Annotated in this window: 13 protein-coding genes, 1 rRNA gene and 1 pseudogene; all 15 read left to right on the top strand. The window is 64.6% G+C overall.

Annotation, left to right across the window (positions count from 1 at the left end; genetic code table 11):
• Nucleotides 1–99: ribosomal RNA gene (gene rrf, locus HV670_RS32180) — 5S ribosomal RNA — on the top strand; the annotation flags it as partial.
• A 255-nt stretch (nucleotides 100–354) separates the two neighbouring features.
• Nucleotides 355–2433 carry a molybdopterin-containing oxidoreductase family protein gene (locus HV670_RS02180; RefSeq protein ID WP_175102962.1) on the top strand — a complete coding sequence of 693 codons (2079 nt, stop codon included), beginning with the start codon at nucleotides 355–357 and terminating at the stop codon, nucleotides 2431–2433.
• A 104-nt stretch (nucleotides 2434–2537) separates the two neighbouring features.
• Nucleotides 2538–4211, top strand: coding sequence for a long-chain fatty acid--CoA ligase (locus HV670_RS02175; protein WP_175102961.1), 1674 nt, complete (start codon nucleotides 2538–2540; stop codon nucleotides 4209–4211).
• A 274-nt stretch (nucleotides 4212–4485) separates the two neighbouring features.
• Nucleotides 4486–5184 carry a 2-polyprenyl-3-methyl-6-methoxy-1,4-benzoquinone monooxygenase gene (gene coq7 / locus HV670_RS02170; RefSeq protein ID WP_175102960.1) on the top strand — a complete coding sequence of 233 codons (699 nt, stop codon included), beginning with the start codon at nucleotides 4486–4488 and terminating at the stop codon, nucleotides 5182–5184.
• A gap of 463 nt (nucleotides 5185–5647) precedes the next feature.
• The gene (mraZ, locus tag HV670_RS02165) at nucleotides 5648–6076 is read left to right on the top strand and encodes a division/cell wall cluster transcriptional repressor MraZ (RefSeq protein ID WP_175103011.1); all 429 of its coding nucleotides are present in this window, start codon (nucleotides 5648–5650) and stop codon (nucleotides 6074–6076) included.
• Nucleotides 6077–6085: 9 nt separating this feature from the next.
• On the top strand, nucleotides 6086–7039 hold the full coding sequence (rsmH, locus tag HV670_RS02160) for a 16S rRNA (cytosine(1402)-N(4))-methyltransferase RsmH (RefSeq protein ID WP_175102959.1): 954 nt from the start codon (nucleotides 6086–6088) through the stop codon (nucleotides 7037–7039).
• A pseudogene (gene ftsL, locus HV670_RS30805) lies at nucleotides 7036–7365 on the top strand (cell division protein FtsL); the annotation flags it as partial. The gene rsmH and the pseudogene ftsL, both read left to right, overlap by 4 nt.
• Before the next feature lie 200 nt (nucleotides 7366–7565).
• On the top strand, nucleotides 7566–9344 hold the full coding sequence (locus HV670_RS02150; protein WP_175102957.1) for a peptidoglycan D,D-transpeptidase FtsI family protein: 1779 nt from the start codon (nucleotides 7566–7568) through the stop codon (nucleotides 9342–9344).
• Complete coding sequence (locus HV670_RS02145; protein ID WP_175102956.1) at nucleotides 9341–10888, top strand: UDP-N-acetylmuramoyl-L-alanyl-D-glutamate--2,6-diaminopimelate ligase; 1548 nt, start codon at nucleotides 9341–9343, stop codon at nucleotides 10886–10888. Before HV670_RS02150 ends, HV670_RS02145 begins: the two co-directional genes overlap by 4 nt.
• Nucleotides 10885–12363: a UDP-N-acetylmuramoyl-tripeptide--D-alanyl-D-alanine ligase gene (locus HV670_RS02140; RefSeq protein ID WP_175102955.1), complete on the top strand. Its 1479-nt coding sequence runs from the start codon at nucleotides 10885–10887 to the stop codon at nucleotides 12361–12363. The genes HV670_RS02145 and HV670_RS02140 overlap by 4 nt, the downstream gene beginning before the upstream one ends.
• A gap of 12 nt (nucleotides 12364–12375) precedes the next feature.
• Entirely contained in the window at nucleotides 12376–13545 is a 1170-nt protein-coding gene (gene mraY, locus HV670_RS02135) for a phospho-N-acetylmuramoyl-pentapeptide-transferase (protein ID WP_175102954.1), read from the top strand.
• A 67-nt stretch (nucleotides 13546–13612) separates the two neighbouring features.
• Nucleotides 13613–15220 (top strand): Mur ligase family protein, encoded by a 1608-nt coding sequence (locus HV670_RS02130; protein WP_175102953.1) that lies wholly within the window; start codon nucleotides 13613–13615, stop codon nucleotides 15218–15220.
• Nucleotides 15217–16557, top strand: a complete 1341-nt coding sequence (gene ftsW / locus HV670_RS02125; protein WP_175102952.1) for a putative lipid II flippase FtsW — start codon at nucleotides 15217–15219, stop codon at nucleotides 16555–16557. The genes HV670_RS02130 and ftsW overlap by 4 nt, the downstream gene beginning before the upstream one ends.
• Complete coding sequence (gene murG / locus HV670_RS02120; protein WP_175102951.1) at nucleotides 16554–17648, top strand: undecaprenyldiphospho-muramoylpentapeptide beta-N-acetylglucosaminyltransferase; 1095 nt, start codon at nucleotides 16554–16556, stop codon at nucleotides 17646–17648. The genes ftsW and murG overlap by 4 nt, the downstream gene beginning before the upstream one ends.
• Nucleotides 17645–19030 carry a UDP-N-acetylmuramate--L-alanine ligase gene (murC, locus tag HV670_RS02115; protein ID WP_175102950.1) on the top strand — a complete coding sequence of 462 codons (1386 nt, stop codon included), beginning with the start codon at nucleotides 17645–17647 and terminating at the stop codon, nucleotides 19028–19030. The genes murG and murC overlap by 4 nt, the downstream gene beginning before the upstream one ends.
• The last annotated feature ends 12 nt before the right edge of the window (nucleotides 19031–19042 follow it).

Here is a 19042-nt window from a genome sequence, read left to right as displayed (position 1 = left end):
CGAGTTGGTCCCACCCCTTCCCATCCCGAACAGGACCGTGAAACGACTCCACGCCGATGATAGTGCGGGTTCCCGTGTGAAAGTAGGTAATCGTCAGGCTGTTACACCCCAGAAAGCCCTGCTCAATCGAGCAGGGCTTTTTGCTTTGGTGCTCCGCAAAACCACGGACCCCGGTCGCGGCGGATAGCGGCCGACTGAGCATGGCGCCTTCGATGTCTGTGCACCTCGATCGCGGACTGCCAGAACCGCTGGTCGCCCGCAGGGTCCGCTGCCACCCCTTCACGTGTCCCTTTGCTTTGCGCTTGTCGAACAGCGTACATTACGTCATTCAAACAGCGCCATCACAGGGTTCCCATGAAGCCATTCACCGGCGTCGTCACCGCGGTCTGTCCGCACGATTGTCCCGACACATGCGCGCTTCGCGTCACCGTCGAGGACGGGAAGGCGATCAAGGTGAGCGGTCATCCCGATCACCCGCCGACCGCCGGTGTGCTCTGCACCAAAGTCTCCCGCTACACCGAACGCACCTACCACCGCGACCGCCTGGCCCAGCCCATGCGGCGCATCGGCAGAAAGGGCGAAGGGCGCTTCGAACCCATCAGCTGGGAGCAGGCATTCCGGCTCGCGGCCCAACGTCTTGCCCCGATTGCAGCCCGCAATCCCGAAGCGATTCTTCCCTACAGCTATGCTGGAACCATGGGCCTGATCCAGGGCGAAGGCATCGCGGCGCGGTTCTTCCACAAGCTCGGGGCCTCGCTGCTCGAACGAACCATCTGCTCGTCAGCCGGCGCTGCGGGGCTGAAATACACCTACGGCGCAGGCGTCGGCATGCATCTCGAACATTTCGAGAACAGCAAACTGATTCTGATCTGGGGCAGCAATCCGATCGTCTCGAGCGTCCATTTCTGGACCCGCGCGCAAGAGGCCCGGCGTCGCGGTGCAAGGCTTATCGCCATTGACCCCTATCGTTCGCTGACGGCGGAAAAATGTGACCAGCACATCGCGCTCAAGCCGGGTACCGACGCGGCGCTCGCGCTCGGCATGGTCAATGTGCTGATCGCCGAGGGCCTCATCGATATCGACTACATCGAGCGATACACGGAAGGCTTCGACGAACTGAAGGCACGGGCCGCGTCCTACACACCCGATCGCGTCGCCGAAATCTGCGGAATAAGCGCCGACGAAGTCATCACGCTCGCTCGTGAATACGGCACCACCAAACCGGCCTCGATCCGCCTGAACTATGGCATGCAGCGCGCGCACGGAGGCGGCAACGCCGTTCGAGCGGTCGCCTGTTTGCCCTCGCTGGTGGGCGCCTGGCGCGACCCGGCGGGCGGCTTGCTCCTTTCGGCATCCGGCTTCGCGCCGGTGGACGGTGCAGCGCTTGCGCGCCCCGACCTGCTGCCCGGCTGGCCTTCGAAGTCGCCGCGCACAATCAATATGAGCCAGCTCGGCGATGCCCTTTGCCATCCTGGTGATGAGGCATTCGGCCCGAAGATCGAGGCGCTGATCGTCTACAACTCGAACCCGGTGGCCGTCGCGCCCGATTCAGATCGCGTCGCTCGCGGCTTCGCGCGTGAGGATCTGTTCACGATCGTTCTCGAACACTTCCAGACCGACACGGCCGATTATGCCGACCTGCTCCTTCCCGCGACGACCCAGCTCGAGCATTTCGACGTGCACAGGGCGTACGGCCATACCTATGTCATGGCGAGCCACCGGTCGATCGAACCTGTTGGGGAAGCGCGTCCGAACACCGACATCTTCCGCGGCATCGCGCGCGCCATGGGCCTCGATGAGCCTGCACTGTATGAAACGGATGAACAGCTCGCCCGGCAGGCATTCAAGTGGGATCACCCGGCGTTGCGCGAGGGCAGCTTCGAGAAGTTGATGAACGACGGCTGGGTTAAGGTCGCCGTGCCCGAGGCACCGTTTGCCCAAGGAGGTTTTCCGACGCCGTCGGGCAAATGTGAATTCTTTTCGAAGCGCCTGCAAGCTCAGGGTCTCGATCCATTGCCCGACTATCTGCCTCCGAGAGAGTCGCTCGAAAACGATCCCGCGCTGGCCAGCCGCTATCCGCTCGCGATGATCTCCCCGCCGGCCCGCAACTTCCTGAACAGCAGCTTTGTCAATGTCGACAGCCTGCGTGCACCGATCGGCGAACCCCAGCTCGATATCCATCCGGCCGATGCGGCCGCGCGGCGGATCGCCGATGGCCAGCGCGTGCGCGTCTTCAACGACCGGGGCACGGTCGAACTGACCGCGCGCGTCACCGACCGGGCGCGCGAGGGCGTGGTGGTCGGCCTGTCGATCTGGTGGAAGAAGCTCGCCGCCGATGGCCGGAACGCGAATCAGCTCACGAGTCAGGCGCTCACCGATCTCGGCCACGCAGCGACGTTCTACGATTGCCTTGTCGACGTCGCCCTCGCCTGATTGCTCGTCTGGAGGCCCGCGTCTACTGACATCATTGCCTGAGGGCATCCGCCCGGATACGATCGGTTTTTAGCACGACCATTCTAAAATAGACAGGAGACAGCATGGACCGGATCTGGCTGAAGTCTTACCCCCCTGGTGTGCCGGCGCAGATCGATACGTCCATCTACCCGTCGCTCGTCGAGTTGCTCGAGGAGAGCTTCAAGACCTATCGTAAGCGGCAGGCTTTTCTCTGCATGGGCAAAGGGCTCTCCTACGCCCAGCTCGACGCGTACTCACTCAAGCTCGCGGCGTGGCTGCAGTCACGTGGGCTGCAGGCGGGCGCGCGCGTGGCGCTGATGATGCCCAACATGCTTCAGTATCCGATCGCGCTGGCCGCCGTTCTGCGCGCGGGTTATGTCGTCGTGAACGTGAACCCCCTCTACACGCCGCGCGAACTCGAACACCAGCTCAAGGACAGCGGCGCGGAAGCCATCGTGATTCTCGAGAATTTCGCGTGCACGCTCGAAAAGGTTCTTGCGAACACATCGATCAAACATGTCATCGTCACCGCGATGGGCGACCTGCTCGGGATCAAAGGGCCGCTGGTCAACCTGATCGTGCGGCGGGTCAAGAAACTGGTGCCCGCGTGGAGTCTGCCGGGCCATGTGCGCTTCAACCATGCCCTTGCGCAAGCCGACTCCGCGCATTTCAAACGTCCGGCGATCGGACCGGACGATATCGCGTTCCTCCAGTACACAGGTGGCACCACGGGCGTCGCAAAAGGCGCCACGCTGCTGCACCGGAACATCGTCGCGAACGTGATCCAGTCGGATCTCTGGCTTCAGCCTGCGCGAACGAAAAAGCCCGACATCGGACAGTTCATCTGTGTGATCGCACTGCCCCTGTATCACGTATTCGCCCTGACCGCGGGTGGCCTGCTGACGATTCGCACGGGCGGAATGGGGGTGCTGATTCCCAATCCGCGCGACATCCCCGGTCTGATCAAGTCATTGAAAGGAATCAGGTTCACGACATTCCCGGGCGTCAACACCCTCTATAACGCCTTGCTCAATAACCCTGAGTTCAAGACCCTCGATTTCTCGAACCTGATCGCGGCAAGCGGCGGTGGCATGGCCGTGCAAGAGGCCGTCGCGGCGCGCTGGGTCGAAGCAACGGGCGCACCGCTGCTCGAGGGCTACGGCCTGTCGGAAACGTCGCCGGTGGTCAGTTGCACCCCGGCGAACTCGACGCGCTTCTCGGGCACGATCGGCCTGCCGATGCCGTCCACCGATGTCTCGATTCGGGACGACGAGGGCAATGAAGTGCCGCTCGGGCAGCCCGGCGAAATCTGTATTCGCGGGCCGCAGGTCATGGCCGGCTATTGGAACCGGCCGGACGAGACCGCTAAGGCCATGACCGCCGATGGCTTCCTGAAGTCGGGCGATGTGGGCGTCATGGCCGAGAACGGCGAAATCCGGATCGTCGACCGCAAGAAGGACATGATCCTGGTGTCCGGCTTCAACGTCTATCCGAACGAGGTCGAGGACGTCGTGGCCCAGCATCCCGGTGTCTTCGAGGTGGCCGCGGTCGGTATGCCCGACGGCAACTCCGGGGAGACGGTCAAGCTGTTCGTTGTCAGGAAGGATCCGGCGCTGACCGAAGCTGATCTGATCGCCTTCTGCAAGGAGCGGCTCACCGGCTACAAACGGCCGCGCACGGTCGAGTTCCGGACCGAATTGCCGAAAACCACGGTCGGCAAGATCCTGCGCAGGGAATTGCGCGACGGGAAGGCTTGAGCAGCGCGCACTGATATTAGCGCGCACTGACTTTTGTTCGGCGCAGATGCCGCCCCTTTTTCGGCAGCCCGCTTCCGGGCGTTCGGATTGCGGCTTTCGGTCCGTGTAGTTTTTCCGACTCACAAAGCGGGCATTTCAGGCTGCCAATGCCGTCTTGTCCGCGTCAGCGTTGGCGTAGACCTTACGGCATAGACCGGTTTCGCCTCTCGTTGCGTCGCCATTGCCTTCCTCGGTGGTAAGGTATTGGCTTGCAATGAGAAGTCCGATACCCGATATGAACCTCGATAGCCTGATTACCGAATTTGACCACGGGCTGCGCTCGCTCACCGGCGCGGTGCGTGCGACCCGTCCGTCGCCGGCGGCGAAGCTCGACCTGCCGGCCACCGCCACAGCGGCCTCGCCCGACGCGTCTGAAACAGCAAGTGCGGCTGATACAGTTGCATCGCAGCCGGGTGTGCTGACACCCGAAGAAAAGAAACACGCGGCCGGGCTCATGCGCGTGAATCATGTCGGCGAGATCTGCGCGCAGGCGCTCTACCAGGCGCAAAAGTTGACGGCGCGTTCCGAAACGCTGCGGCGCGGCTTTGAACAGGCCGCACGCGACGAGGAGGATCACCTCGCCTGGACCGCTGAACGCCTGACCGAACTCAATTCCCGTCCGAGCCTGCTGAATCCGCTCTGGTACGCGGGCGCGCTGGCGATCGGCCTGGTCGCCGGCCGCATCGGCGACAAGATCAGCCTGGGTTTCATGGCGGAAACCGAACGGCAGGTGGAACACCATCTCGACGGGCATCTCGGCATCCTGCCGCCCAACGATGCGGCCTCGCGAGCGATCGTCGAGCAGATGCGGGAAGACGAAGCCGAGCATGCCCACGCGGCCACGGCGGCGGGAGCGGTCGACCTGCCGCTGCCGGTCCGCTCGCTGATGCGTGCGGCATCGAGCGTGATGACGCGCACCGCTTACTATATTTAATAATTGGGGAAGGGCTGGACGCGCCGACTTGCGGGAGGAGGGCGTCCAGGCTTTAAGATGGGCAAATGAAGGTGTGAGAAAATACTCAAATTCGACCTAAGCCCAATCTCACTCCCGCTTCCGTTTCGCATCCGAATCGACCGCTTGTCACGCACGGCTTCCTCGCTGGCCTACCTCGATCCTGCAGTGTGCTTTTCCTAACCTCTGCTTGAAAAAACGCTCCTCTAGCCCGGCGCTCCGCGCTATTTCTCATCCATCACTTTCACTAGCGCAATTAGCACCTTAATTCTTATAGCTTTTTACTTTTTAACCTATCTCAAGAACCATCGCTAAGTCGTTGTTCTAGCACGCAAAAACTGTGCGCTTCGCCGGCAAAGTCGCTTGACCGTCCTTACACCTTCCTCTAAAGTGGGAAACAGTGTGGGAAAGTGCATTTTTGTGTGAGATCGAGGAGAAATATCTCGTGTTCCAAGGGGCGTCGGCGCTGACGCTCGATTCGAAGGGGCGCATGTCCGTGCCCACTCGTTATCGCGACGCGCTGCAAGGGCAGGCCGAAGGCCGGGTGACGATCACCAAGCACCCGGATGGCTGCCTGTTGCTCTTTCCACGCCCCGAGTGGGAAGTCTTTCGCACAAAAATCGCTCAACTGCCGATGGATGCGCATTGGTGGCGGCGGATTTTCCTTGGTAATGCATCAGATGTCGAAGTGGATGGGGCAGGACGTGTGCTGGTGTCACCGGAGTTGCGTGTCGCAGCATCGCTCGAGCGCGAAGTGATTCTGCTCGGAATGGGCAGCCACTTCGAAATCTGGGATGCGCAGACTTACGCGGCCAAAGAGCAGGCGGCCATGGCGCAGGGCATGCCCGACGCGCTGAAGAACTTTACTTTCTGACGCGCCGCGATGACTGGGGATTCGAATCAACAGCTGCAACACCGGACGGTGTTGCTGAAGGAAGCGGTCGATGCGCTCGTCTGGCGCGCCGACGGCCTCTATGTCGACGGCACATTCGGCCGTGGCGGGCATAGCCGCGCGGTGCTCGGCAAGCTCGGCGCCGGCGGCAGGCTGCTCGGCTTCGACAAGGATCCGCAGGCGATTGCGACGGCGCGGGAAATCGGGGACGCGCGCTTCGAGATTGTTCACGATAGTTTTGCCACGCTCGCGGATGCGCTGTCCGAGCGCGGCATCGAGAGGGTGTCGGGCATCTTGCTGGACCTTGGCGTGTCGTCGCCGCAAGTCGACGATCCCGCGCGCGGTTTCAGCTTTCGCCATGACGGCCCGCTCGACATGCGGATGGACCCGACGCGCGGCGAGTCGGCCGCGCAGTGGCTTGCGCGTGCAACCCAGCAGGAATTGACGGAGGTGATTCGCGACTATGGGGAAGAACGGTTTGCTTTTCAGATTGCAAAGGCGATTGTTGCTCGCCGGTCAGAATCCGACCGGCTCGGTCCTCTCGCCAGCACACGCGAGCTTGCCGAGATCGTGGCTCACGTCGTCAAAACGCGCGAGAAGGGGAAGGACCCCGCAACTCGCACCTTTCAGGCTTTACGGATTCACGTCAATCAAGAGCTTGCGGAGCTGCAGGTAACGCTTGAGGCGGCATTGGCATTGCTGGAGCAAGGGGGGCGGCTGGTCGTGATCAGCTTTCATTCGCTCGAGGACCGTATCGTCAAGCGATTCATGCAGTCGCAGGCGAACGTGCCTCCGCTCGACCGCCGTCTGCCGTTGCGCGCCGCCGAACTCCCGGTTCCTCCAATGAAGTTGCTCGGCCGCGTCATGGCCAGCGACGAAGAGGTGGCCGCCAACCCGCGTGCCCGTTCCGCCGTGATGCGGATTGCCGAACGGGTGGCCGCGTGAGCCGCCTGAATTTCCTGCTCCTGCTGATCGTCACGCTCTGTGCGCTTTCCGTCGTCAATGCGACGAACCGCCAGCGCGAGCTGTTCATCGCACTCGGTCGCGGACAGATGCAGGAGCGTCAGCTCCAGCAGGAGCTTGCGCGGCTCCAGTACCAGCAAAGTGCGCTGTCGAAGACGACGCGTGTCGAAGGCGTCGCGACGTCCGACCTCGAGATGCAGCCCGTTACGGCGGGCCGCACACAATACCTGACCGTCGCCGGGGCCTCGGTCACGGCGCCCGACGATGGCGCGAGCGGCCCCGCTTCGACGGGATCGAACACGGGCGCATCGAACACGGGTGCATCAAACACGGCCAATGCATCGGAGATCGCCGGCATCACGTCGGGCACAGCGTCGGCGGGCGCGTCTTCGCCGGCTGGCTCATCGGCTGGATCGTCGGCCGGGTCGACCGCCCAGTCTGCCGCTGCCACGTCTTCACGTGCGACACGCGCATCGGGCGCCTCCGCCGCCGCGGCCGGAGCGTCGCAATGAAAAAGACCTCCGGCAACAAGTCGATGCGCCACACGCCCAACCCGATCCTCTCGCTGCGCCTGCCGATGTGGCGCTCGAAGCTCGTCGTATTCCTGCTGTTCCTCGCATTCGCCACGCTGGCCGCGCGCGCGCTGTGGATTCAGGGTCCGGGCAACGCCTTCTATCAGAAGCAGGGCGAAAGCCGCTATCAGCGCACGCTCGCCCTGCCTGCGACGCGCGGCAAGATCACCGATCGCAACGGCCAGACGCTGGCGACCAGTCTTCCGGTCCGCGCGATCTGGGCGATTCCCGAAGACGTGCCCGATGATCTCGATCCGGGCAAACTCGCCGAGCTCGGCAAGCTGCTCGACATGCCGCAGAGGGACCTCCACGCGAAGCTCGCCGAGGGCCGAAACTTTGTCTATGTGAAGCGGCAGGTACCGCTCGACGTCGCCAAGCAGATCGAGGCACTCGATATCCCGGGTATCTATCAGCGCACCGAGTATCAGCGTTTCTATCCTGAAGGCGAGATTACCGCGCACCTGGTCGGCTTCACGGACGTCGAAGACGAAGGGCAGGAAGGCGTTGAGCTCGCGATGCAGAAACTGCTCAATGGCGTGCCGGGCAGCCGTCGCGTGATCAAGGACCGCATGGGGCGCATCGTCGAGGACGTCGACGAACTCGCCGTGCCGCGCAACGGCCAGGACTTGACGCTGTCCATTGACAGCAAGATCCAGTACATCACGTATACAGACCTCAAGGCCGCAGTCGAAAGTCACGCTGCGAAGGCGGGCGCCGCCATCGTCATCGACGTGCGGACCGGCGAGGTGCTGGCCCTGTGCAACTACCCGACCTTCAACCCGAATGACCGCTCGCACCTGACCGGCGAGCAGCTGCGCAATCGCGCGCTGACCGATACGTTCGAGCCGGGTTCGATCATGAAGCCGTTCACGATCGCGCTTGCGCTCGACCTTCATCACGTGACGCCCGATACGCTCGTGAACACCTCGCCGGGCCGCTTCGTGCTCGATGGCGCGCCGATCACCGACGATTCGAACTTCGGCGTGTTGACCGTCGCGGGCGTGATCCAGAAGTCGAGCAATATCGGCACGACGAAGATCGCGATGACGCTCAAGCCCGAGGAAATGTGGAATATGTTCACGAGCGTCGGCTTCGGCCAGGCGCCGAAGATCGGTTTCCCGGGCGCGGTCGCGGGGCGGCTGCGGCCCTGGCGGAGCTGGCGGCGCATCGAACAGGCGACGATGGCCTACGGCTACGGGATTTCCGTGTCGCTGTTCCAGCTTGCCCGCGCCTATACGATGATCGCGCGCGATGGTGAATTCGTGCCCCTGACAATCTACAAGAACGCCGACAACGCCGCGGTCGACGGGCCGCGGGTCATCTCGCAAACAACCGCGGGCGAAATTCGCCAGATGCTGAGCAATGTAACGGCCGTGGGTGGCACGGCCCCCGATGCCGAGGTTCCTGGCTACAGCGTTGGCGGCAAGACTGGCACGGCTTACAAGCATGGTCCCCATGGCTACGACCGCTCGCACTACCGCGCATCGTTCGTCGGCATTGCACCGATTTCCGCGCCGCGCATCGTGGTCGCCGTCTCGATCGACGATCCGAGCGCCGGCTCGCATTTCGGCGGCAAGGTCGCCGGCCCCGCGTTCGCGTCGATTGCCGGCGATACGCTGCGCGCGCTGAATGTCGCGCCGGACCTGCCGATCAAGCCGATGGCCATGAGCACGACGATGCAGGACGCGTCGGTCGCTACCAAGGTGACGCGATGAGCCCGCGCGCGCCGCTCGACGATGTCCAGGCCGTGGCCGACGTGATCGCGTGGTTGCGTGAGCACGCGGACGCACAGGCGAACCTGCACGCGGACTCGCGCGCGCTCGCTGCGGGCGATGTGTTTCTCGCTTATGCGGTCGAAGGCGCCGACAACCGGCTGCATGTGCCGGACGCGGTTGCACGCGGTGCCACCGCCGTTCTTTGGCAGACTAGCGAAGGCCTGACGCCACTTGCCTCGGTGGCGAATCTCCTGCCGGTCGCTTCGCTCGACCGGCTCGCGGGTTCGATTGCGAGCGCATGGTACGGCGAGCCGAGCCGGGCGATGAATGTGATCGGCATTACCGGCACGAACGGCAAGACCTCGTGCAGCCACTGGATCGCGCAGGTGCTGGGCCGCCTGGGGCAGCGCTGCGGCGTGATCGGCACACTCGGTGTAGGCGTGCTGCCGGGGCGGCTCGAAGTGACGGGCTTCACGACGCCGGATGCGCCGCAATTGCAACGCACGCTCGCACAGTTGCGCGACGCCGGCGCGCAGGCGATCGCGATGGAAGTCTCGTCGCATGCCCTGCACCAGGGACGCGTCAATGGGACGGCGTTCGATGTCGCTGTCTTCACGAATCTCACGCAGGATCATCTCGACTACCACGGCACGCTCGAAGCGTATGAGACGGCAAAGGCGCGCCTGTTCGACTGGGCCAGCCTGAAGGCGGCCGTGATCAACCGCGACGACCCGGCGGGCCGCCGTCTGCTCGCGACGCCGCGGGCCGGTGTCCGGATGATCGCCTACGGCCTCGGCGAGGCGGGGCGCGAGGCCGTACCGGCGAACCACTCGCTCTTTGCGACACAGATCCGCTCGACGGCCAACGGCACGGCGTTCCATCTTGAATCGGACTGGGGCAAGGCGGATCTCGAAGTGGGGACGCTCGGCGAATTCAACGTCCTCAATCTGCTCGCGGTACTGGGTGCCTTGCTTGCCAGCGACATCCCATTCAGTGCCGCACTTGCCCAACTGGCGAAGGTCGAACCCGTCGCCGGCCGGATGCAGCGGCTCGGCGGCCGCCTCGCGGCCGATGAACCGCTCGTCGTGATCGACTATGCGCACACGCCCGATGCACTTGAAAAGACGCTCGAGGCGCTGCGTCCGGCCGCCGCTATCCGCAAAGGCAAGCTCACTTGCGTATTCGGCTGCGGCGGCGACCGCGATCCCGGCAAGCGGCCGCAGATGGGGGCGATCGCCGAGCACCTCGCCGACCAGGTCGTGCTGACGAGTGACAACCCGCGTACCGAGGCACCCGCATCGATCATCGACCAGATCGCGGCCGGCATGCAGCACGCCGATTCCGCGCGCCGGATCGAAGACCGCGCGAGCGCGATCCTTCAGGCCGTGCGCACCGCCGCGCGGGAAGACGTTGTCGTGCTGGCTGGCAAAGGGCACGAATCCACACAGGAAATCATGGGCCGCAAGCGAACGTTCTCCGACCTCGACCACGCGCGGCTCGCACTCGCCGCGCGCGTGAAGAAAACACCTGGAGAAGGCGCATGAGCATGCTGAGCTTGCGCGAAGCCGCGACGCTGATTCCGGGCGCGACGATCCTCGGCGACGAGACCACCGTGTTCGACCGCATTTCGACCGACAGCCGCACGGCGGGACCTGGCGATCTCTTTGTTGCGCTGAAGGGCGAACGCTTTGACGCACATGAATTCCTCGGCGAGATCACCGAGCGTCGCGTCTCGGCCGCGCTTGTCTCGCGCAGCCCGGCCGATTGGCGCCTGCCCGCGCTGCGGGTGCCCGACACGCGCGCCGCGCTGGCCGAACTCGCGCGCGGCTGGCGTGCGAAGTTCACGCTGCCGCTGGTCGCGGTAACGGGCAGCAACGGCAAGACCACGGTCAAGGGCATGATCGCCTCGATCTTCGCAGCCGCCGTCGGCGAGACCGCTCGGCTCGCGACTGCCGGCAACCTGAACAACGATATCGGCGTGCCGCTGACGCTGCTGCGCCTGAACGCCGCGCACCGGCTCGCGGTGGTCGAACTCGGCATGAACCATCCGGGCGAGACTGAACTGCTCGCCCGTATTGCGCAGCCCACGATCGCGCTGATCAACAACGCCCAGCGCGAGCACCAGGAGTTCATGTCGACCGTCGAGGCCGTCGCGCTCGAACACGCGAGTGTGATCCACGCGTTGCCGGACCATGCTCACGCCGTGTTCCCGGCCGACGATACCTATGCGGCGATCTGGCGCGTTGCGGCGACGGACCGCCAGATCGTCGACTTCGTGCTGAACCCGGCGCCCCAGCATGCCGCAGCGGTCATCCGCGGTGAGCACCGGGCCGATGGCGCCTTGCATGTCGATACACCGGACGGCGCGTTCGACGCGGTGCTTCATGTGATCGGCGATCACAACCTGCGCAATGCCCTCGCCGCGACGGCCGCCGCCTGGTCGGCCGGCGTGCCGCTGGCAGCGATCAAGGCCGGGCTCGAACAGTTCGAACCCGTGGCTGGGCGCCTGCAACGCAAGTCCGCCAGACTCGCGCCGTTCGCCGGTGTGCAACTGATCGACGACACGTACAACGCGAATCCCGATTCGATGCGCGCGGCGATCGCGGTGCTCGCCGCCGAAGCCCACCCGCGCGTGCTCGTGATCGGCGATATGGGCGAGGTCGGTGACTACAGCACGGCGTTTCACCGCGAGATCGGCGAGTTCGCGCGCGAGCAGGGCATCGATGCAATGTATGCGCTCGGTGCCGAGTCGCAAGCATCGGTCGAGGCATTCGGCGAGCAGGGCATGCATTTCGATACGGTCGAAGCATTGCTCGCGGAATTGACGGAGAAGGCAGCGGGCACCCCGGCACGCAACACTGCGGGCAGTACAGCAGGCGATACGAAAGCAGCAGGTAGTACCGCGGGGCCGTTCGCCCGCGGCACGATTCTTGTCAAAGGTTCGCGTTTCATGCGCATGGAGCGCGTGGTACGGGCCCTGACACTGGAAGCAGCGCCGGGCCAGCCCGGCGCGCATTAAGAGGGAAGTTCGATGTTATTGGTCCTGGCGCAGTGGCTGCAGAACGATGCAAGCTTCTTGCGCGTGATTAACTACCTGACATTCCGCGCGGTGATGGCTGCGATCACCTCGCTGGCGATCGGACTGATCTGCGGCCCGTGGGTGATCCGCAAGCTGACCTCGCTGAAGGTCGGCCAGGCGGTCCGCACCGACGGTCCGCAGACGCACCTGATCAAGTCCGGCACACCGACGATGGGCGGCGTGCTGGTGCTGCTCGCGATCGCGATCTCGACCTTGCTGTGGGCCGATCTCACCAACCGTTTCATCTGGATCGTGCTGCTCGTGACCTTCGGTTTCGGGCTGATCGGCTGGGTCGACGACTACCGCAAGGTCGTCCACAAAGACCCTCGTGGGATGGCCTCGCGCGAAAAATACTTCTGGCAGTCGGTGATCGGCCTTTTTGCCGCGGTCTATCTCGCGTTCAGTGTCTCGGAGGCGAACAATGCGCGCGTGTTCGACCTGTTCATGACCTGGGTCCACAGTGGCTTTTCGCTCGAGCTGCCGGCACGTACCGACCTGATGCTGCCTTTCTTCAAGTCGATCAGCTATCCGCTGGGCACGCTCGGCTTTATCGCGCTGACCTATTTCGTGATCGTCGGCTCGAGCAATGCGGTGAACCTGACGGACGGTCTCGACGGGCTCGTGATCATGCCCGTCGTGCTGGTCGGCAGCGGGCTCGGCGTGTTCGCCTACGTGATGGGCAGCGCGGTCTATTCGAAGTACTTGTTGTTCCCGCATATCCCCGGTGCGGGCGAACTGTTGATCTTCTGCACCGCGATGTCGGGGGCGGGACTCGCATTCCTTTGGTACAACACACACCCCGCGCAGGTCTTCATGGGCGATGTCGGCGCACTCGCGCTCGGCGGCGCGCTCGGCACGATTGCCGTGATTGTCCGCCAAGAGATCGTCTTGTTTGTCATGGGCGGGATTTTTGTCGTCGAGACGCTGTCCGTGATGCTTCAGGTCTCATGGTTCAAGTTCACGAAGCGGCGCTTCGGCGAGGGACGCCGGATTTTCAGGATGGCGCCGCTGCATCACCACTTCGAGTTGTCGGGCTGGAAGGAGACGCAAGTCGTCGTGCGGTTCTGGATCATCACCTTGATGCTCGTGCTGATCGGCTTGTCGACGTTGAAGTTGCGCTAAGCCGATCTTGTGATTGCGTTGAATGCACTAACCGGGCTGCGACGCAGCTCAAAAAGGAAAGCCTGAGATGTTCGGCGATTTGCAACGACCGTCAGTACTGGTATTGGGGCTCGGGGAATCGGGCCTGGCGATGGTGCGCTGGTGCGCGCGCCATGGCTGCCGGCTGCGCGTTGCCGACACACGCGAGTCGCCGCCCAACCGTGCGGTGCTCGACAGCGACGGTTTGCGTGCCGAGTTCATCGGCGGTGCGTTCGCGCCCGCGCTACTCGACGATGGCATCGAGCTCGTCGGTATCAGCCCCGGCCTGTCACCGCTCGCCCCCGAGCTTGTTCCCTTGCTCGCCGCGGCGCGCGAACGCGGTATTCCGGTCTGGGGCGAACTCGAATTCTTCGCCCAGGCGCTCAGGACGCTTGCCGAAAGCGGCTATGCACCGAAGGTGCTCGCGATCACCGGCACCAATGGCAAGACGACGACCACCGCGCTCACGGGCTTGCTGTGTCAGCGCGCGGGCAAGTCGGTCGGGGTGGCGGGCAATATCAGTCCGGCCGCGCTCGACAAATTGTCGGAAGCGATCGACGCGAGCGCCCTGCCCGAGGTCTGGGTGCTCGAGCTGTCGAGCTTCCAGCTCGAGACCGCGCACAGCTTCGAGCCGGATGCGGCGGCCGTGCTCAATATCACGCAGGACCATCTCGATTGGCATGGCGGACTCGACGCCTATGCGGCGGCGAAAGGCCGGATCTTCGGTGCGCGGACCGTGCGGGTATTGAATCGCGACGATGCCCGGGTCATGACCTTTGCCAAGGCGGCCATGGGTGGGCCCGCGCGTGCTTCAGTGACTGCCACGGGCGCGAACGCAACTAGCGGATCGACGTCTTCCGCGGCCGCTGCCAGCGCTCCGGCTGACGGCACCGATTCGCCCGCGCGCGTCGTGACCTTCGGCCTCGGTAAGCCCGAGCATGACGGCGACTTCGGTCTGCTGCGCGAATCCGGCCTGACCTGGCTGGTCCACGCGCTCGACCAGGCCGACGCCCCCCCCGAAAGCACCTCGACGCGCAAGCGCCGGGGTCCGGGCGCCGAGCCGGACATCGCGATCAAACGCCTGATGCCGGCCGATGCCCTGCATATCCGCGGACTGCACAACGCAGCCAACGCGCTGGCCGCGCTCGCGCTCACCCGCGCGCTCGAGCTGCCGCTCGCCGCGCTGCTGCACGGCCTGCGCGACTATCGCGGCGAGCCGCACCGTGTCGAGTCGATCGCGACAATCAACGGTGTCGACTTTGTCGACGACAGCAAGGGCACCAACGTCGGTGCGACTGTCGCCGCGCTCGACGGACTGGCACAGCGGGTCGTGCTGATCGCGGGCGGCGACGGCAAGGGACAGGATTTCGATCCGCTTGCCGCGCCGGTTGCGCGCTGGTGCCGCGCCGTGATGCTGATCGGCCGCGATGCGCCGGCGATCCGCATTGCGCTGGCGGCTACCGGTGTTCCCCTGCACGACCATGCGACGCTTGAAGAAGCGGTGCGCGCGGCCGCGACGCTTGCCGAGGCTGGCGACGCCGTGCTGCTCTCGCCTGCCTGCGCGAGTTTCGACATGTTCCGCAACTACGCGCATCGCGCGGATGTCTTTCGCTCGGCGGTCGAGGACGTCGCCGCAGATCATGGGACGATGCTATGAACTTCATCCAGCGACTTCTCTCCCATCTGCCCGGTGCGTCGAATGCGATGCTCGACGGCAGCGCGTCGGCGCCTCCGCTGCGTCGCGGGGCATCGACCGGCATGTCCGGGATGTCCGGCACGTCGGATACCGTGCGCCGCGAGCGGGACCCGGGCAGTGGCTTCAGTACGGGCCTCAACCGCATCAGACCCACGCGCTCGACGATGCTCGAATATGACCACACCCTGATGTGGGTCGTGATCGCGCTGCTCGGCCTCGGGCTCGTGATGGTCTATTCGGCGTCGATCGCGATGCCGGATTCGCCGAAGTACGCGTCGTATACGACCAACCACTTTCTCGTGCGTCACATCATTTCGGTCGTGATCGGGCTGATGGCCGCGGTGTTCGTCTTCCGCATCCCGATCAACATATGGGACAAATGGGCGCCCAAGCTGTTCGTGCTGTCGCTCGTGCTGCTTGTGATCGTGTTGATCCCGCATATCGGCAAGGGCGTGAACGGCGCGCGCCGGTGGATTCCGCTCGGCATCACCAATATGCAGCCATCGGAAATCATGAAGCTCGCGGTGACGATCTACGCGGCGAACTACACCGTGCGCAAGCAGGAATTCATGCACAGCTTCAGCAAGGGCTTCCTGCCGATGGCGTTCGCGGTCGGCGCGGTCGGCGCGGTGCTGCTGCTCGAGCCCGATATGGGCGCCTTCATGGTGATCGCGGCGATCGCGATGGGCCTGCTGTTTCTTGGCGGCGTCAATGCGAAGCTGTTCGGCGGGCTCGTGCTGACCGCGGTCGGTACCTTCACCCTGCTCGTCTGGGCCTCGCCCTGGCGTCGCGCGCGGATCTTCGCCTATCTCGATCCCTGGGATGAGCGCTATGCGCAGGGCAAGGCCTATCAGCTCACGCACTCGCTGATCGCGTTCGGACGCGGCGAATGGTTTGGCGTCGGGCTCGGCGGCAGTGTCGAAAAGCTCAACTATCTGCCCGAAGCGCATACCGACTTCATCCTCGCGGTGATCGGCGAGGAGCTTGGCTATGTCGGCGTGCTCGTCGTGATCCTGTTGTTCTACTGGATCGTGCGCCGCGCATTCGAGATCGGCCGGCAGGCACTTGCGCTCGACCGCGTGTTCGCGGGTCTCGTCGCGAAGGGCATCGGCCTGTGGATCGGTGCGCAGACCTTTATCAACATGGGTGTGAATCTCGGCCTGCTGCCGACCAAGGGGCTGACGCTGCCGCTGGTCTCGTTCGGCGGCTCGGGGATCCTGCTCAACTGCGTGTCGATCGCGTTGCTGCTGCGCGTTGACTATGAGAACCGGGTGCTGATGCGCGGAGGCAAGGTATGACCCATGCGCGCACGCTGATGGTGATGGCTGGCGGCACCGGCGGACATGTGTTCCCGGGGCTCGCGGTCGCCCATTGGATGCAGGCGCATGGCTGGCGCGTGGTCTGGCTCGGCAATCCCGGGGGCATGGAAGCGACGCTCGTGCCCAAACACGGCATTCCGATCGAGTTCGTGCGCTTCGGCGGCTTGCGCGGCAAGGGTCTCATGACCAAGCTGCGACTGCCGTTCAATCTCCTGCGTGCGTGCTCGCAGAGCCTCGGCGTGCTGGGCCGGATCAAGCCCGACGTCGTGCTCGGCATGGGCGGCTACATCACGTTCCCGGCCGGCATCATGGCGGCGCTGACCGGACGCCCCCTCGTGCTGCACGAACAGAATTCGATCGCGGGCCTCGCGAACCGTGTGCTCGCCAAGCTGGCTAAGCGAGTGCTGGTTGCGTTTCCCGATGCATTGCCCGGTGGCGAATGGACCGGCAACCCGATTCGCGAAGAACTACGCGACATGCCTGAGCCGGCAGGGCGCTATGCGGCTCGCACGGGTCCGTTGAAGTTGCTCGTGGTCGGCGGCAGCCTGGGCGCCGCGGCGCTCAACGAGGCCGTGCCGCTCGCACTCGCGCGCTTGCCCGCGGGCTCGCGTCCGCATGTCGTCCATCAGGCGGGTGCGAAGCATATCGGCGCGCTGAAGACTTACTACGAGAACGCGGGCCTCGATCACGATCCGGACATCCGGCTCGTGCCCTTTATCGACGATATGGCGAGCGCCTACGCACAAGCCGATCTGGTGATCTGCCGCTCGGGCGCGATGACGGTCGCGGAGATCGCGGCGGTCGGCGTGGCTGCGTTGTTCGTGCCGTTCCCGTATGCGGTCGACGATCACCAGACGACCAATGGCCGCTTCCTGGCCGACCGTGGCGGCGCGCTGCTGATCCAGCAACGCGAGCTGACGGTCGAGGGACTCGCGGACTGGATCGGCGCGCAGACGCGCGAGAGCCTCGCGGCGATGGCCGCGCGCGCGCGCGAATGCGCGAAACCGGATGCGACCGAGGTGGTCGCAGGCGTTTGCGCCGCCGTCGCGCAACGCAAGGAATCACTATGAAGCACATCGTCAAGAATATTCACTTCGTCGGCATCGGCGGCGCTGGTATGAGCGGCATCGCCGAAGTGCTGCTGAACCTCGGCTATCAAGTCAGCGGTTCCGACCTCGGCCGCAGCGCGGTCACCGAGCGCCTGATCGCGCTCGGCGCGAACGTGGCGTTCGGCCATGACGCCGCCAACATCGAAGGCGCGAATGCGGTCGTGGTCTCGACCGCCGTGCGCTCGGACAATCCCGAAGTGCTCGCGGCGCGGCACAAGCGCATTCCGATCGTGCCGCGTGCGGTGATGCTCGCCGAACTGATGCGCCTCAAGCAGGGCATCGCGATCGCGGGCACGCATGGCAAGACGACCACGACGAGCCTCGTCGCGAGCGTGCTCGCGGCCGGCGGCCTCGATCCGACGTTCGTGATCGGCGGGCGCCTGAACAGCGCGGGCGCGAATGCGCGGCTCGGCACCGGCGACTTCATCGTCGCGGAAGCCGACGAGTCCGACGCCTCGTTTTTGAACCTGTTTCCGGTGATCGAGGTGATCACCAATATCGATGCGGACCATATGGATACGTATGGTCACGACTTCGCGCGGCTCAAGCAGGCCTTCATCGAATTCACGCACCGCCTGCCGTTCTACGGGATCGCGGTGCTCTGCGTGGACGATCCGAGCGTGCGCGAAATCCTGCCGTTCGTCTCGAAGCCGATCATCCGCTACGGCTTTGCGCAGGACGCGCAAGTCCGCGCGATCGATGTCGTCGCTCGCGAAGGCAAGATGGCGTTCACGGTATTGCGCGAGGAAGCGGCACCCCTGCGGATCGAACTGAACCTGCCGGGTACGCACAACGTGCAGAACGCACTCGCGGCCATTGCGATTGCGACTGAACTTGAGGTCGCGGATGCCGATATACAGCAGGCGCTCGCGGAATTCAACGGCGTCGGCCGCCGCTTCCAGCGCTTCGGCGAAGTGCCGGTGGCGCAGGGCGCGTACACGCTGGTCGACGACTATGGTCATCACCCGGTCGAGATGGCTGCGACGATCGCGGCGGCGCGCGGCGCGTTTCCGGGCCGGCGGCTCGTGCTCGCGTTCCAGCCCCACCGCTTCACGCGGACGCGTGACTGCTTCGAGGATTTCGTCAAGGTGCTGTCGACGGTCGACGGCCTCGTGCTGACCGAAGTCTATGCGGCCGGCGAGGCGCCGATCGTCGCCGCCGACGGCCGTGCGCTCGCGCGTGCGATTCGCGTGGCGGGCAAGGTCGAGCCGGTGTTCGTCGAGACCGTCGACGAAGTGCCGGATGCGCTGGCGGGCTTCGTGCTCGACGGCGATGTCGTGATCACGATGGGTGCGGGGTCGATCGGCACGGTGCCGGGCCGGTTGACGCAAGAGCGGGAATAACGAATTGACTGA

This window comes from Pararobbsia alpina (assembly GCF_902859895.1).
GTDB classification, from domain to species: domain Bacteria; phylum Pseudomonadota; class Gammaproteobacteria; order Burkholderiales; family Burkholderiaceae; genus Pararobbsia; species Pararobbsia alpina.
This window is presented reverse-complemented; position numbering and strand designations above follow the sequence as displayed.

Coding starts and splice junctions, on each gene's coding strand:
- HV670_RS02175 (WP_175102961.1), top strand. CDS start 2,538: ATGGACCGGATCTGGCTGAAGTCTTACCCCCCTGGTGTGCCGGCGCAG.
- murC (WP_175102950.1), top strand. CDS start 17,645: ATGAAGCACATCGTCAAGAATATTCACTTCGTCGGCATCGGCGGCGCT.
- HV670_RS02150 (WP_175102957.1), top strand. CDS start 7,566: ATGAAAAAGACCTCCGGCAACAAGTCGATGCGCCACACGCCCAACCCG.
- HV670_RS02140 (WP_175102955.1), top strand. CDS start 10,885: ATGAGCATGCTGAGCTTGCGCGAAGCCGCGACGCTGATTCCGGGCGCG.
- rsmH (WP_175102959.1), top strand. CDS start 6,086: ATGACTGGGGATTCGAATCAACAGCTGCAACACCGGACGGTGTTGCTG.
- HV670_RS02130 (WP_175102953.1), top strand. CDS start 13,613: ATGTTCGGCGATTTGCAACGACCGTCAGTACTGGTATTGGGGCTCGGG.
- HV670_RS02145 (WP_175102956.1), top strand. CDS start 9,341: ATGAGCCCGCGCGCGCCGCTCGACGATGTCCAGGCCGTGGCCGACGTG.
- ftsW (WP_175102952.1), top strand. CDS start 15,217: ATGAACTTCATCCAGCGACTTCTCTCCCATCTGCCCGGTGCGTCGAAT.
- mraY (WP_175102954.1), top strand. CDS start 12,376: ATGTTATTGGTCCTGGCGCAGTGGCTGCAGAACGATGCAAGCTTCTTG.
- murG (WP_175102951.1), top strand. CDS start 16,554: ATGACCCATGCGCGCACGCTGATGGTGATGGCTGGCGGCACCGGCGGA.
- HV670_RS02180 (WP_175102962.1), top strand. CDS start 355: ATGAAGCCATTCACCGGCGTCGTCACCGCGGTCTGTCCGCACGATTGT.
- coq7 (WP_175102960.1), top strand. CDS start 4,486: ATGAACCTCGATAGCCTGATTACCGAATTTGACCACGGGCTGCGCTCG.